This window comes from Streptomyces griseus subsp. griseus (assembly GCF_003610995.1).
Classification (GTDB): Bacteria; Actinomycetota; Actinomycetes; order Streptomycetales; family Streptomycetaceae; genus Streptomyces.
Genome location: NZ_CP032543.1, coordinates 61,470 through 76,403, shown reverse-complemented (window position 1 = coordinate 76,403; position 14,934 = coordinate 61,470). Strand labels below are relative to the sequence as shown.

At 68.2% G+C, this 14,934-nt stretch carries 10 protein-coding genes and 2 pseudogenes; 9 read left to right on the top strand and 3 right to left on the bottom strand.

Annotated features, from left to right (window positions below):
• Nucleotides 1-40: 40 nt before the first annotated feature.
• Nucleotides 41-319 (bottom strand): DUF5133 domain-containing protein, encoded by a 279-nt coding sequence (locus tag D6270_RS00360; protein ID WP_109167782.1) that lies wholly within the window; start codon nucleotides 317-319, stop codon nucleotides 41-43.
• A 198-nt stretch (nucleotides 320-517) separates the two neighbouring features.
• Between D6270_RS00360 and D6270_RS00355 the strand changes: the two are divergent.
• Nucleotides 518-930: pseudogene (locus D6270_RS00355) on the top strand (ATP-binding cassette domain-containing protein); the annotation flags it as partial.
• A 313-nt stretch (nucleotides 931-1,243) separates the two neighbouring features.
• Here D6270_RS00355 and D6270_RS00350 read toward each other — a convergent pair.
• Nucleotides 1,244-1,822: a TetR/AcrR family transcriptional regulator gene (locus D6270_RS00350; RefSeq protein ID WP_109167783.1), complete on the bottom strand. Its 579-nt coding sequence runs from the start codon at nucleotides 1,820-1,822 to the stop codon at nucleotides 1,244-1,246.
• A 69-nt stretch (nucleotides 1,823-1,891) separates the two neighbouring features.
• Here D6270_RS00350 and D6270_RS00345 point away from each other — a divergent pair, with 69 nt between their 5' ends.
• Complete coding sequence (locus D6270_RS00345; RefSeq protein ID WP_109167784.1) at nucleotides 1,892-2,785, top strand: NADP-dependent oxidoreductase; 894 nt, start codon at nucleotides 1,892-1,894, stop codon at nucleotides 2,783-2,785.
• 69 nt (nucleotides 2,786-2,854) lie between these two features.
• Here the strand turns inward: D6270_RS00345 and D6270_RS00340 are convergent.
• Nucleotides 2,855-3,672, bottom strand: a protein-coding gene (locus D6270_RS00340) for an IS5 family transposase (protein WP_397692470.1) whose coding sequence is annotated in 2 segments (ribosomal slippage) — nucleotides 2,855-3,309 and nucleotides 3,309-3,672 — 819 coding nt in all. Because the reading frame shifts where the segments join, the coding sequence is not laid out codon by codon here.
• Between the two features lie 627 nt (nucleotides 3,673-4,299).
• Here D6270_RS00340 and D6270_RS00335 point away from each other — a divergent pair.
• From D6270_RS00335 to D6270_RS00310, 7 genes and pseudogenes are all read left to right on the top strand, one after another.
• Entirely contained in the window at nucleotides 4,300-4,653 is a 354-nt protein-coding gene (locus D6270_RS00335; RefSeq protein WP_225977018.1) for an ATP-binding protein, read from the top strand.
• Between the two features lie 598 nt (nucleotides 4,654-5,251).
• A complete protein-coding gene (locus D6270_RS00330) occupies nucleotides 5,252-5,647 on the top strand; it encodes a hypothetical protein (RefSeq protein ID WP_225976735.1) in 396 nt (131 codons plus the stop codon).
• Between the two features lie 288 nt (nucleotides 5,648-5,935).
• Nucleotides 5,936-7,132: an FAD-dependent monooxygenase gene (locus D6270_RS00325; RefSeq protein WP_109167787.1), complete on the top strand. Its 1,197-nt coding sequence runs from the start codon at nucleotides 5,936-5,938 to the stop codon at nucleotides 7,130-7,132.
• A 774-nt stretch (nucleotides 7,133-7,906) separates the two neighbouring features.
• Nucleotides 7,907-9,685, top strand: a pseudogene (locus tag D6270_RS32660) (DNRLRE domain-containing protein); the annotation flags it as partial.
• 27 nt (nucleotides 9,686-9,712) lie between these two features.
• Nucleotides 9,713-11,860, top strand: a complete 2,148-nt coding sequence (locus D6270_RS32655) for an amidase domain-containing protein (RefSeq protein WP_318780033.1) — start codon at nucleotides 9,713-9,715, stop codon at nucleotides 11,858-11,860.
• Between the two features lie 2 nt (nucleotides 11,861-11,862).
• A complete protein-coding gene (locus D6270_RS00315) occupies nucleotides 11,863-12,324 on the top strand; it encodes a hypothetical protein (protein ID WP_109167789.1) in 462 nt (153 codons plus the stop codon).
• Between the two features lie 1,073 nt (nucleotides 12,325-13,397).
• Complete coding sequence (locus tag D6270_RS00310) at nucleotides 13,398-14,927, top strand: Curculin domain-containing protein (mannose-binding) lectin (RefSeq protein WP_225976734.1); 1,530 nt, start codon at nucleotides 13,398-13,400, stop codon at nucleotides 14,925-14,927.
• The last annotated feature ends 7 nt before the right edge of the window (nucleotides 14,928-14,934 follow it).

Genomic DNA, 14,934 nt, shown 5'->3' with positions numbered 1-14,934 from the left:
CCGTCACGGAGCACCCACCTGGCTCTCTGCCTCGCGGCGCTCAGGGAGCCGAGGGGTGTGAGGCGGAGCCAGGTGGCGTGTACCGCTGCTCCGGGATCTGAAGTACGGGTTGCTGATCCGTCGGTGACGTCCGCAGGATTGCTTCCGCCGCGAGCAGTGCGTCCTGGACGGTCCGGGTGCCGGTACTGACGCACAACGTGTACGTCACGTCCTCCAGACTCCGCTGGAGCTCGTAGTGGGAGTCCTGGGAGTGTTCCAGTTGCAGCTCGTAGTAGCGCGCCAGCAGCGTGCGAATCGTGTCCGGGCAAGGGAGCAGCATGCGTCACCATCCGTCACATCGTCGTCTCGCAGCCCTTGTGCCCCCTGCGGCCGCTTCCATCCCGGCGAGATGCCTCGTACGCCCGGACGGAGGGGTACCGACCGGAGCCGGTCACGTGCTTTTCGGGGGCGGGTGGGCGGCCGCTCTCACCTGGCACCGGCCGGTGCCCGAAGGTCCCGGACATCTACAGCCCCCTTCGCCACACGCGGGTACGCATCCCTCTCCGGAGGTGAACGCCAACGCGTCCTCCTCGCCCGCGCCTTGGCCCAGGAGCCGCGCTTGCTGGTCCTGGACGAGCTGATCAACCACCTCGACATCGCGCCCGCTTGAAACTCCTCGACCTCATCCGCTCCACCGGCGTCAGCACCCTGGTCGTCCTCCACGACCTCGACTTCGCCGCCCGCCTCTGCGACCTGATCGTCGTCCTCGACCACGGCGCGGTGGTCGCCGCTGGCCCGGTGCTCGATGTCCTCACCCCCGGTGTGATGCGCGAGGTCTTCGGTGTCGAAGCCACCACCACGCGGCACGACGCCGGGATCGTGCGGATCGCCTTCGGCGCGCATTCGCTGGCAGAGACGATGGAGACCGGCGAGGCACGGGCGTCACTATGACCACGCATGGATCTGGTGATCGGCAGGAACTATCCGCACCGGCCCACGGACCATTCCCGTTTTGGGCGATCACTCGCCGTGCCAGGACTACCGTCCGCCTGGAGTGTCCGTGTTACGGCCCACCGTCCGGAACCCCTGAAGCGGAAGAAGGGCCAATAGCCGAAGCTCCGCCCGGCGAAGGCTACGGGGCAGCCTCGTACTCGATGACGGGTCCTCGCACGGCGCGGTGAGGTCGAGGGGTGCGGCCCGTTCAGCGTCGTCCATGCTCGGGCTTAAAGAGGGGCGTGTCATCCTTGGGCGGTCGACGGGTGGCTCAGGCGAACCGCGAGGCGTCCCAGGCCGCCTCGATCATCTGGAAGACCTCGTCCACCGCGTCCCTTGGCTCGGTCGCCTCGCAGGCCAGTGCGTAGGCGTCGATCACGAACCTCGCGATGGTCCGGCAGGCCGTCGACGTTTCCGGCACGCCGAGGTTGGCGGCGATGGCGGCGGCCAGCGAGTCCGCGTGACGCAGCCGCATCGACTCTTCGTACTCCCGCAGCGCCGGTGAGGAAGCGATCAGACTCCGGACCGGGGCGGCCTCGGGTGCCGTGCAGTGGCGTACCAGGGCGTGGATCTCCTGGCACAGCGCCGGGATCAGCGGCTCGTCCGGAGCCCGGTCGGTGACTGCCTGCACGAGGCCGCGCTCGAAACCTTGATCGCGCTCGAAGACCAGCGCCTCTTTCGCGGGGAAATGCGAGAAGAGCGTGGTGACGGCCACATCGGCTTCGGCGGCCACATCCCGGATGCCCACGTCGTCGTAGCCACGTTCCAGGAAAAGGCGCAGAGCGGTGTCGGCGATCTTCTGGCGGGTCGCGGCCTTCTTGCGCTCGCGGCGCCCGGACGGCTCGATCATGCGCTGACACTACCAAATGCGAAACCACAACAGATACAAAAACCTAACGGTTAGTGTTACGGTCGCGGCATGAAGAAAGTGAGCTTCGCCGAGTTCGGTTCCCCCGACGTCCTCCGCCTCATCGATGCCGAGGAGCCTCATGCGGGCCCAGGCGAGATACGTATCTCCGTACGTGCCGCGGGAGTGAACCCGGTCGACTGGCGCATCCGCGAAGGGCAGGTCCTCGGAGCGCATCCGACCCAGCTGCCGTCAGGGGTGGGCCTCGACGCCGCCGGAGTGGTGGACGAGGTCGGCGAGGGCGTCGGCGGAGTGGAGATCGGCGACTCCGTGTTCGGCGAAGGGGCCAGTACGTACGCCGAGTTCGCCGTGCTGGCGGCCTGGGCCCGGATGCCGGAGGGGCTGACCTTCGAGGAGGCGGCAGGATATCCGTCGGTGGTGGAGACCGCGCTGCGCGTCATCCGCGAGGTCGGCGTACGGCCCGGCCAGACCCTGCTGGTCAGCGGCGCGTCCGACGGCGTCGGTTCGGCAGTCCTGCAGATCGCGCGCGAGCGGGGCATCAAGGTCATCGGCACGGCCGGCGCCGCCAACCAGGACTACCTGCGCGGCCTGGGCGCGCTCGCCACGACGTACGGCGATGGCTGGGCCGATCGGGTACGCGGCCTGGGACGCGTCGACGCGGCACTTGACCTGGCGGGCTCCGGCGTGATCCGCGAGCTCGTCGAACTGACCGGAGACCCGGGGAAGGTGGTCACCATCGCGGACCTGGACGCGCCGGAGTCCGGCGTCCGCTTCTCCGGCGTGGCGGGCAGCGTGCAGCACGCGCTGGCCGAAGCCGCCGCGCTCATCTCGCGCGGCAGGCTGCACATCCCGGTCGAGAAGTCCTACGCACTGACGGAGGCCGCGGCCGCGCACGCCGACAGCCGGGCAGGCCACACGCGGGGCCGCCGCGTCATCATCGTCTGACGCGCCCGAAGGTTGGCGCGTCAGAAGACGGCCAGACCCCGTGAGTGTGGTGAACCGGTCTAAGAGGTCCTAACAAAGGCGTTGGACGTGTCGGTGAGTGATGAGGCAGGTGGCGAGGCCGAGGAAGGCTTCGTGGATGTCGTCGCGTCGTTCCCATCGGACACGGAGACGCCGGAATCCGTGCAGCCAGGCGATGGTCCGCTCGACGACCCATCGGTGGACGCCGAGGCCGGAGCCGTGCGGGACACCGCGTCGGGCGATGACCGGTCTGATGCCCTGAGCCCAGACGAGGCGGCGGTATTTGTCGTGGTCGTAGCCCCGGTCGGCCAGCAGCATGTCCGGTCGCCGCCGTGGCCGGCCGACCAGGCCGGCCACGGACGGGACCTTGGCGAGCAGGGGCATCAGCTGAGTGACGTCGTTGCGGTTTCCGCCGGTCAAAGACACCGCGAGCGGGATGCCCTGTCCATCGACGAGAACGTGGTGCTTGCTGCCCGGCCGTGCGCGGTCGACCGGGCTCGGTCCGCTTTTGGGCCGCGTCGGGCGGCCCGGACATGGCTGGAGTCGATCACCGCCCGCGACCAGTCCAACTGCTTCGCCGAGCGCAGCTTCTTGAGCAGGACCACGTGCAGCCGGTCCCACACGCCGGCATCGTTCCAGGCGGCGAGCCGTCGCCAGCACGTCATGCCCGAGCCGAAGCCGAGCTCCTGGGGCAGGTACTCCCACTGGATCCCGGTGTGGAGCACGAACAGGATCCCGCACAGAGCCTGCCGGTCGGGTACCCGCGGCCGCCCCGCCACCAGCTTCGGCGCCGGGACCGGCAGCAACGGCTCGACCAGCGACCACAGTTCGTCCGACACGATCCACGGCCGGGAGTTCCTCTTCGCCACGAACGGACCAACGAGCAGCCAGGCCGACAGTCACATGATCAACAACTTCTGTTAGGACCTCTAAAGCTTGTTCTTTATCTACCAAGATCGTCCAGGTCTGCCGATGGCCTTGAGGGTCTCGGGGCGCTTGACGGTTTTCCTGACGTCGTAGCGGGGGCGGGATGGCGGTTCTTGGTGCCGGGTGAGCCGACGGAGGCCGGCTGGGAACGGCTCCTCCGGCGTGACGAAGCCCGCTGGGGGAGCCGGTCTGGGAGGTCAGGGGAGTGGGCCCTGGACACGGCGCACGGCCACTCCCGACCGGTGAGGAGCGCCGTCGGGGTGGCGTTTCGCTGGAAACGACGCCACGTTCCGAGGGCGGGTTCCTTCCTTACCCGTTCGTGGAGGGTTTGAGCGTGATACGCGGATGCGCCAGTGCCAGGTGACCGCAGGCAGAAGGCGGCCTCAGCCTCGGCCCATCACCGAGAAGCCGAGGATCGCGTACTAGGGCTGGAAGAGGGTAATCGGATCGTTACTCCCAACGCGCCCGGTCGGGTGCTGTGCAGGCCGAAGAGATGAGGTATCGCCGTGGACCTACATGCCACCGCCACCACCCCGGAGTCCGGGGGTGACGACAGCCCGCCGGCTCAGATGACCACCTGCGCCAGCGCCCGGGCAGTGATCACCGCCCTCCTGCACCCTTTGAAGAGCGCCTCACAGCACGCCGAGACCGACGCGCACCTCGCCGTGTCGGAGCTGATCAGCAACGCGCTCCGGCACGGCGGCGGCCTGACCGGATTCAAGGCCGACCTCAACCCGGACGCCACCCGGCTGCGCCTCCAAGTCGAGGATTCCAGCCCTGAACCGCCGCGCAGTTGCCCCGCTCCGGATCCGGCGACTCCCGGCGGGCGAGGGTGGGCCATCATCAAACGCATCGCCACAACCTGCTCGGTCGCCATCCTCCCCGGCGCCGGAAAACGCATCACGGTCACCATCGCCATCTGACCGCCGAGGCCTACCATCGAGCCGTTCCCGGCAGTACCGGCACCAAAATGATCGAGAACATGCGCGACGAGGACTCGCAGTCGTCGTAGGGGCGACTGCGACCGTGAACACAACTGCGGGCGCCAACTGCCGCCCCGGCCTTCGACTGCGCCACGATGCTGCCGGCCCGCCCAGACCGCGCCCTCGCCTGCGATGCCGACGCCACCTTTCGTACTCCGCAGGACCAGCTGTGACGTCCAACTGGCTCACGGGCGCTCGGAACGTCCCGCCGGAAGATGGTGCTGGACATGCTCGTGCATGGCCGCTGAGACGGCAGCTCACGCCGCTCTCCACTCTTGGCTGGATCTGCACGACCCTACCGACGCCGACGGCGCTGCGGATGTGGCTACCGCCCGTCCGCGAGGGGCTCCGTGAGCGGTGCAGCCTCCCATGGCCCGTCGACCGGCCTGGGCCTCGCACCTGTGATCTCACCTCGACAACGTGGGGACCTCGTCGTGTCGGTGAGGGATCAGAAGGTACGGCAACGATGTTCCTTGGCCTGATGTCCGGGTACCAGGCGGACACAGCTGAACCGGCGGACGAACAGGGAGATAGCGAGATGGCGAAGAAGAAGGCTTCTGGCAGCACGGGCCCGAAGGCTGCCTCGGCAGCCAGCCGTTCCACGCGGAAGGGCACGACCAAGAGCAGCAGGAAGGCCGCCGCCAGCGCACTGTCGCAGACCCCCGGCAAGGCGGGTACGGGCGTAAAGAAGACGACAGGTGGCCAGTCGGCCTCAGCTGCGGGTAAGACGGTGGGGTCCAAGAAGGGCACGAAGTCTGAGAAGAGGGCTGCGGCAAGCGCTCTTTCCCAGGCGTCGACCACGTCCTCCGGTCGACCGCGCAAGAAGATACTCACCGCGGCCGCCAAGGTGCTGGCCGACAAGAAGTCGACCAAGGCCGAGCGCTCCGAGGCGGCGAGCACGCTCGCGCAGGCAGCGGCCTACGCGCTGAGGTAGCCACTGGTCTTCCAGCAGCGTCGGGGGTCAGCGCGGCGTACACGCCGACCCCCGACGCGGATCCTGAAAGCCTGGCCATGGGGGGTCGGACAGGCTCCTCAACCGCCGGTCTCGACGCCCAGCAGGAGAGTCGGATTACAGGCGGACCGCCCCCTGCGTCTGGTCACGTACTCAATCAGCCTCCAATGGATTGACTGTCGCGGGGTAGGTGATCAGGGGCGTCGAGGCCCGACCATCGGCGGGAGCAGGCCCTGCGCGAGGAGCCCTGCCGATCGGAGGAGTCGTGTCATGGGCGAGCGTCGTGTGGTGGTGTCCGGAGGGAGTATTGCCGGGTTGTCGGTCGCTTTCTGGATGCGGCGGCTCGGGTGGCAGGTCACGGTGATCGAGCGGGCGCCCGCTTTCCGGGACGGGGGGCAGAATGTCGACGTGCGGGGCGTTGCCCGTGAGGTCTTGGACCGCATGGGGCTGTTCGAGGCGGTGAAGAGGCAGAACACGACGGAGACGGGGACGGTCTTCGTCGACGCGGATGGCCGGGTGACGGCCGAGCTGCCTTCCGTGGGTCCGGACGGTGCGACGGCCGAGCTGGAGGTGCTGCGCGGTGACCTGGCCCGTACCGTCCACGACCATCTGCCGCCCGGTGTCGTCTCCGTTCACGGTGACAGCATCGAGACCGTGGCGGACTCCGCCGAAGGCGTCCGCATCGTCACGTCCGCCGGACGACAGATCGACTGCGATCTCCTGGTGGTCGCCGAGGGAGTGCGCTCGGCGACGCGCGACCGCGTCTTCACATCCGGGGAGGTGACCAGGACCGACCTCGACGTGACCATGGTCTTCGGTACGATCCCCCGCACGGAGGATGACGACGACCGGTGGCGCTGGCACACCACCACCCGGGGACGGCAGATCCATCTGCGGCCCGACCGCCACGGCACCACCCGTGCAGTCCTCTCGTTCAGCCCGGGGGACGACCTCACCGGCCTGGACCGCACAACTGCTCTGGCCCGGCTTCGAGAACGGTATGCCGGCGCGGGCTGGCAGGCACCCCGTGTCCTCGACGCTTTCGATACCGCCGAGGACCTCTACATCGACCAGCTGACCCAGATCAGGATGCCGACCTGGCACCGCGGGCACATCGTCGTGGCGGGGGATGCCGGATGGTGTGTCACACCGATGGGCGGGGGAGGCGCATCACTCGCTCTCACCAGCGGATACGTCCTGGCCGCGCAGATCGCCGCACACCCCGGGGACACCGAGGCCGCCCTGCTGGCCTACCAAGCCTGGATGCGCCCTCTGGTCGACGGTGTTCAGCATCTGCCGCACGGGATCAAGCACTTCGCCTATCCACAGACCCAAACCGGCCTGGCTCTACGCCGCCTCGCCGACAAACTCCTGACCTCTGCGCCGCTCAAGCCCCTGACCGCGAAGCTCACACAAGTCGCCGCCACCGAGCGCCAGCTCCCTGCCTTCCCCGATGCCAGCCGATGACACCGGCACGGGGCAGGCAGGTTGCAGAGAGCTCCACGCCTCCTCCCGACGCGCGCCTCGACGTTCCGCCCTCCTCGGCAGCAACTACCTGCACCCCAAGTTTCCAGGTGCGGACGACAGCCGCCGTTCACCGTCGCGAGCATGCCGAACTGCTGACCAAACCAGTCGGAGAGAACGTCATCGACCGAGGGCGACAGGGAGACGGAGCCCGCCGGGGCCTCCAGGTTGGCACGCCACCTCCCTAGGACCGCAGCTACGTGCTGAGCGCAAAGCGCGCTGCGACGTGGGTCCATTGAATGCCCTCGGATCAGCTGGAAGCCCTAGACGGCCCCGATCCTTAGGATCGCTCTCAGAGAAGAAATGGCGGCCCCCTCCGCATAGGTTGCAGGCCGGAGGGTGGCTTGGCGCGCCGCTACATTTCCACGGCCCGGTTCGCGAACAGCGTTCAGAGGCCTGCCTTCCGATCTCGAGAGGGCGTCTACCTCCGGGTACCAACAACGCTGTCTGCAGGGTGCATGTTCTGTGGCGTACTCGCTATGCAGAATCTCTCCTGCATGGCGAGGCGAGGCCGCCGTCCTGGCTGAGGATGTCGAACTCCGTACGCCCTGGATGCCATTTCATCCATCTGCGTTCCAAGATCGCCCGAGAGTATTACCACTCACGCAATTTGGTCATAAATATAACCAAAACGGTCATTGCTTGTTATTGCCTCACACAGGCAACTCCTAGGCTTTGATGTCGTATCACTGGCATCTGACCGAAAGTCACAAGTACATGCGCATAATCAGGGCCGGCATAACCGGCCTTGTTCTTTTGTCCGTCCTGTTGCCGACAGGCTCGGTGCACGCTGAGCCATCTGCGGCACCAGACAAGGAGACGTCTGAAGACCTGACCGCGCCCGACGTACTATCCGCTCTCACGGCGGCCCAGAGCTCGGGGGAGCGGGTCGAGGCACTGTCCGAACGCACGGAAACGTCCACGACCTGGGTACATGGGAACGGGTCCCTGACGACTGAGCTGACCGCAGGTCCGATCCGTTTCGAACGGGACGGGCGCTGGCAGTCAGTCGACACCGACTTGGCCGAGCGCGCCGACGGTACCGTCGCGCCCAAGGCCCACCCTGGCGGTCTCACGCTCTCCGGCGGAGGCGGCAAAGCTCCAGGCTCTCTCGCCGCAGCCCGTACCGCGAAGCCTCGTGACCTGGTGACCCTGGGGGAGGGGGACCAGCAGGTCACCCTGCAGTGGAAGGGCGGTCTGCCCGAGCCCCGGCTGGATGGCAATCGTGCCGAGTACCCAGAGGCGGTGCCGGGCGCTGACGTGATCGTCGAGGCCACCCGCACCGGTTTTGAGCAGTACGTCGCCATCAAGAAGCGCCCGGTCGTGACCGACTACCGGTACACCCTGCCTCTGCGCGCCGAGGGACTCACGGTCAAGCAGCAGCCCGACAACAGCGTGCTGTTCACCGACCGTCGCACCGGCCAGGAACGTGCGGTGATGCCCGCGCCGGTGATGTGGGATGCCACCGTGGACGAGCGGTCCGGCGAGCACACCCGTCGCGTACCGGTGGACATGGACGTCATCGTGAAAGATGACGACTCCTTCGACCTCGTCGTAACCCCGGACGCCGGATTTCTCGCCGACCCGAAGACCCGCTACCCGGTGACCGTCGACCCGTCCACCTCCGCGCTCAGTAACGTGTTCGACACCTACGTCCAGCAGGGCGAGACCCGCGACTGGTCCACCGACACCGAACTCGACCTCGGCAACCCGGGGACGAAGAACGCGAACGGCACACCGCGCACCGCACGGTCATTCATCATCTGGGGTACCGCTCCGATCGCAGACGCCCTGGTCAGCAGCGCGAAGCTGAGCCTGTGGAACTTCCACTCGGCCAACACCGACTGCAAAGCCCAGGCCTGGGAGGTGTGGTCAGCCGACCCGGCGACCACCGCAAGCCGGTGGACCAAGCAGCCGGCGATGCACACCAAGCACGCAACCTCCACCCAGACCAAGGGCAACCCGGCCTGCGGGAGCGCCGGTTGGGTCAGTGCGGACGTCACCTCGCTCGCGCAGAACTGGGCTTCCGCCAAGGCTGCGCAGTCCACCATGGGCCTGCGCGCGGCCAACGAGAGCGCTGTAGCGCCCTGGAAGCGGTTCAGCTCGGCGAACGCAACGTCCAATCCACCGAAGCTGACCGTGACCTACAACTTCCGTCCGCGCTCCGGCAACAACCGGCAGGCCGGTCCGCCCTACGCCTCCGATGCCTCCGGCACCTGGCAGGTCAGCACCACGACCCCGACCCTGCGGGACACGTTCTCCGACAAGGACGGCGACAAGATCAACGGCACGTTCGAAGTGGTTGAAGCGGCCACCGGCAAGCGCGTCGGCGACTACCTGGTCTCACCGTTCGTCGAATCGGGCCGCGCCGCCGCCGTCACCACGCCCGACGGCCTGCTGAAGGACGGCACGACCTACCGCTTCCGCACCTCACCCTACGACGGCACGCACTACAACCTGGCCTGGTCGCCCTGGACCACGTTCACCGTCAGCACCGGCCACCGTCCGGGCGCGCTACCGGACATGCCGCAGGCTCTTGAGCAGGGTGCCACCGACACCCTGACCCCGTTGCTCTCCGGCGTCGTCACCAGCCCCGCACAGGAGCGGATACGGGCAGAGTTCGCCCTGCGCGACGAGAACAGCAAGAACCTCAGCGCCGTACACCTACCCGACGCGTGGGTGGACAGCGGCTTGCGCGCCGCGACCCAGGTACCCGCAGGCGCGCTCACTTCCGGCACCACCTACCTCTGGGCCATGCGCGCCTGCACCGACGCCGGCTGCTCGGCATGGTCCTACGAGCAGGAGCTCACCGCCCGTGAGGGACCCAGCCCGAAGCCGCCGGTGACCACGACGCTGTCCCTGAGCGGTGACACGCTTACCGATGCCACCGCCGCGGTACGCGAGGCCACCCCCGCTGTGAAGAACACGCAGCTCACCCTTGACGCCGACCACGCCATCTGGGTCGCGCCTGATCTCACCAAGGTGCCCGCCGGAGCGCGGATTACCAAGGCCAAGCTGGAGCTCACGCCCGTACGTGGAGCACAACGGCCGGTCGAGATCTACGAATTGCTGGAACCCTGGACTGCCCCACACAAGAGTGACGGCCTTCCGGGCCTGCTCGACGAAGCTCCCTTCGCCGACGCCGCTCACCTGGCGGACCAGGACCTCGCTCCCGTCGTTCAGTCCTGGCTGGAGCAGGACAGCGCAGAGGGCCTGGCCCTGCAGTTGCCGAAGGGCTCCAAGGACTCCGTGGTCTATCACTCGGGCCTGGCCAGAGATGCCGCACAGCGTCCGCAGTTCGTGATCGACTACGTGCCCGCTGCCGCCCCGGGCCGCCCGCAGGACGTTCGGACCACACCCGGACACGGCGGGCTGCTGGCCACCTGGAATCCGCCGCAGGACAACGGCTCGGCCGGTGATGACCTGGAATACACCGTTGCCGTACAGAAGGACAACGGCACCGAAGCCGCCAGGCTGACCACCGCCACCCCGTACGCCGTCATCTCCGGCCTGACCGACCAGTCCGCCTACCGGGTATCCGTGCAGGCCCGTACCGCCCACGGCACAAGCCCAGCCGCCCTCTCCGAACCCGTGAGCACAAAGAGCGTTCCCGGCGGGGCAGTCATCTACCGGGACATCGTCCAGCAATACCTCAACGCCCGAGCCGGCCTCTTCACCGATCGATACCCGACGGCCGCCGCCGCGCTCGCCGCGGCCCCCCGGAGCGCATCCTTCGCCAACCTGCTGAACGCTCAAGCCCCCGGACTCCTTGAGTCCCGGGACCTGCTCGCTCGGCACGGCCGCAGCTACAGCGATGCGACAGCCCAGCTCTCCGACGTCCTCGTCGGTGTCGATACCGACGGAGCGGTATTCCTGCGGGCATCAGTCACCGAGGCCGCCTCGCTGAACCTGGACGGGACGAGCGAGACCGACGAAGGCCACAGCGAGCAGCGCTTCACGTTCAGCAGCAACGGGGGAGCCCCGATCCTGCACCTGGAAGCCGACGCGCCCGCCGCGGAAACCGTCCTCACCGAGACACCCTCCACATGGACCGGCCTGGACGTGGCACCTCCCCAGGAGCTGGACGCCGACCAAGTGCCGGACGAGCCGATCGACCTCGGCGTCGACGGCTTCCCCGTGGACGAGGCCGCGGGACCGGTCCCGGTGGCGCTGCGCGCCGCAGCGGTTGCCGGCTCGGGCACGGCTAAGTGGGCCACCAAGAACATCGGCACCAAATGGGAGTACCAGCAGGACTGCACCAACTTCGTCTCCAAGGCCCTCTACTACGGCGGGAAGATGAAGACTCGCTCCGGCGGCCGCAAACACGACCGGGCCTGGTGGCAGCAGTACTACCTGTTCGGCTCGATCAAGAACAAGAGCTACACCTGGTCAGGTGCCGAGAACTTCCGCCGCCACATGACGAAGTACCGCAAGGCTCCGTCGGTGTCGAAGAAGAACGCCCGTCCCGGTGACATCGTGATGTTCAAATGGAAGAAGGAGAAGGTGTACAACCACGCCGCAGTCGTAGTGGGCAACTCAGGCCGGGACCTCCAGCTAAGGCAGCACGGAGGCACCAGCAAGACCACCCTCAGCGCCGCCATTGCCCGCTACAAGCGCAAGGCCAACTACATCGAGCGCGTCATCATCCTGCGCCCCAAGTCGAGGGGATGACCATGACTAGGACACCGCGCCCGGCCGCCCTCACCGCGGCCCTCGCCCTGTCCCTGGGCACCTTGTCCCTGACCGGGTGCACCAGCAACGACGAGCAGTTGGCCTACCAGGCGGACTACGCCAATCATCAGCCTCTGCGAACCACTGGCTACCCCACCGTAGGCAGCCTTCGCACAGTCCAGCAGATCGTCTGGCACCTCGCCGACCGGGATGCTGACGCCCTGGCCGCCCTGGACACCGAGGACGGAGATGCCAACTCCGCAGCTCGAGCCTGGATCAAGGCCTACTCCAAGGACGCCCAAGGCCAGGTGACCGCTGACTTCCTGGACGAAGGCTCAGTGCGCCAGCAAGTGATACTCCACTTCGCCGAGACCAAACGCACCCAGGAGATCACTGTCCGCATCAACAACGACACCTGGGGAGTGGTCCTCGACAGCCCGAAACCCGCCAAGGAATCACCGTGAAGTCACGCCCGTACCATCCCCAGGCCTCTCGGCGAAGGGCACCGGGGAGCTGAGGGGTACGCGCAGGTCCTCCGCGAGCGCTCGCGGAGACTCCGACAGCGGGCTTTAGCCGCCTGGGTGCCCTCAGGAGGTTCTGGAGCCGCCTAGAACAGCAAGAAGGCCCGTACCCCCAGCTTTCGCGGCGGGGTACGGGCCTTCAGCGCTGGCCAACTTCACGGGGATGGCAGCCGCGCCCGACCACCCCGCCCGCGCTTGAGGCGCCGAGGCGACGGCCACCCATCAATGCACCGCCGTGCCGCACCTTCCGGAGCCGGTCACGACCTGGCTCACGCCCCCGGGCCGGGATCTCGACCGCGCCTCCCCGCGATTCGAGCGAAGCGGGCCGGCCAACCGTCCGTCGCCCACGCCCTGTCGGCGCCGAGCCCGCCAACCACGCGAAGCTCGCAGCTCCGGACGGGGCCCCGACGTGACGACCGAAAGATCTGCGCCATCGCTGCGCGCGTGGGCCCCGCGGCGGTCGGGCATCGCCTGCCCCGCCCGCGCAGGCGGCGGTGCCCAAGGCTCTGATGGAACAGAGCGGTGCGAGCGATGGGCAGGCTCGGAATCTCCCCCTGCCAGGGGGCATCCGCCCGGTCTCACTCAGCGACGACTGCGGACGCTGTTCGCCGCTCCGCCACGAGATCGCGCTGACCGGCCGGGACGCCATCGCCGAACTGGCGGAGCACGGACCACTGGCTGGATCCGAGGCTCTGGACGCGGGATCGATTCCAGGACCGCTTGGCCGGCCGGGTGGTGCCGCTTCGCCCACGCGCCTTGCGTACTCGCGCGGCGCCGCCTAGGCCGGTGACGTGCCGTCAGTGCCCGGCAGCGTCCCGAGCCGGGCCAACGTCGGCTCCACCTCCGCTTCCGGTGTCCCGGCCGGGCTCGGCGGCAAAGCAGGCCTGACGCCAGACCGCCGACCGCAGGGCGGGAGCCGACGGGCCACGTAGGCCCGTTGTCACCAGCGTCCGGCAGAATCCGTTTCACCGGCGCCACCATGACCTGGCGTCGCCCGGTAGGAGAAGAGGGTTCCTGTGCGTGAACTGCCCATGTTCGAGCGTCTCTACCCCGATGTCCAGCTGATTTCCCCCTCGGAGAGGTTCGTGCTGCGGTGCGACTCGGAGGGTGTCGCCGTGGTCACCGACACCGACCGCGATCAGGTCGTCTGGCGTGCGGGCGCAACTGGACAACTGCTTCTCGGACACGGGTACGAGGTCGTCGTCGAGGGCGGGCAGGACGACGAAACGGTCTGGCGCTCCGGTTTCGCCGCGCCCGGGGCCCAGTACCTCGTCCTCACGGATGCCGGAGAGCTGGAACTCCTGGACCGCACACACGTCCGCCTGGGCAACATACGCACCGGACTCACCGACCCTACGCCGCTGGGGGACACGGCGCCCGCAGCTGCCATCACCGGCGACACCTATCTGGTCAAGGAGGGGAAGACGCGGCGGACAGTGGCCCGCGAGCAGGACGGCTGGCTGCGGGTCTGCGAGTACGGGAAGAGCGGGGGTAGGAGCTACGCGCTGACCCGTCCGCTGGTCGACTGGTTCGAACAGGAAGACACCGTGCTCACCTGGCGCCGGCACCTGGCGGGTGGTTCGAAATCCAAAAGCCTGATGCTGTGCCTGGTCGACTCCGCCGGAACCGTCCTGTGGCACGAGGGCACCCAGCGCCCGCATGGACCGGTCCCCCCGGGAGAGCCCTACGCGTTCGGTGGGCCCGCGCTGGAGGCGGGAGGGCGCCTGCGCAACCAGTCCCTGACGTCTCCCGCAGGTACGCACACCCTGGCTCACCAGGGCAACGGCGACCTGACCCTGTACTGCCACACCGAGCGCCGGGCTGTGTGGTCGACCGGCACGGGATGGGTGGACGGAGGATGGGCCGAGCTCTCCGAGGACGGTGTCCTCTCCGTCCGCAACACCCATGGTGTCCCGGTGTGGAGCTCCGGCCCGTCCGGTTCGGGAGCCCGCCGGCTCGTCGTCGGTGATGACGGCCGTGCCGAACTGCATGACGAGGACGGCCGGCCGGTGTGGTCAACCGGCACACACACGGCATGCCACGGACCCACGGCCGACGCCCCGCGGGGTGCCGTGCTGCGCCGAGGACAGACACTCGGACGGCACTCCCTCACCTCCCCCGACGGAAACACCGTGCTCGGACACTGGGACGAACGCCGCCTCGTTCTGTTCGGGGCCGACCAGACCTGGCTCTGGTACGCGCACCTCGGCGAGACGGCCGAGCCCGGACTACGGCTCGACGAGGACGGCATGCTGCGCGTTCTCGGCGACGACCGCCCGCCGCTGGGCGGACCAGCCGACGAACTGCGTGTCGAGGAGGGCGGAGTGGTCCTGTGCCGTGCCGACGGCACCGTCGTCTGGCGCGACGGGGAGCCGGTGGCCGAGCCCTCCGCCTCCCCGGGCCCGCCCGCACAGGGAGGACCCGTGAAGAACCTGCCGGACACGGACGAGACCCTGTTGATCCGCACCGACTTCTCCGACCTTGACCCTGCCTCATCAACCACCAACCAGGCCCATTCGACTGAGGCACGTCTCGCAACGGATTGAGCCCGCA

Coding starts and splice junctions, on each gene's coding strand:
- D6270_RS00360 (WP_109167782.1), bottom strand. CDS start 319: ATGCTGCTCCCTTGCCCGGACACGATTCGCACGCTGCTGGCGCGCTAC.
- D6270_RS00350 (WP_109167783.1), bottom strand. CDS start 1,822: ATGATCGAGCCGTCCGGGCGCCGCGAGCGCAAGAAGGCCGCGACCCGC.
- D6270_RS00345 (WP_109167784.1), top strand. CDS start 1,892: ATGAAGAAAGTGAGCTTCGCCGAGTTCGGTTCCCCCGACGTCCTCCGC.
- D6270_RS00335 (WP_225977018.1), top strand. CDS start 4,300: ATGACCACCTGCGCCAGCGCCCGGGCAGTGATCACCGCCCTCCTGCAC.
- D6270_RS00330 (WP_225976735.1), top strand. CDS start 5,252: ATGGCGAAGAAGAAGGCTTCTGGCAGCACGGGCCCGAAGGCTGCCTCG.
- D6270_RS00325 (WP_109167787.1), top strand. CDS start 5,936: ATGGGCGAGCGTCGTGTGGTGGTGTCCGGAGGGAGTATTGCCGGGTTG.
- D6270_RS32655 (WP_318780033.1), top strand. CDS start 9,713: ATGCCGCAGGCTCTTGAGCAGGGTGCCACCGACACCCTGACCCCGTTG.
- D6270_RS00315 (WP_109167789.1), top strand. CDS start 11,863: ATGACTAGGACACCGCGCCCGGCCGCCCTCACCGCGGCCCTCGCCCTG.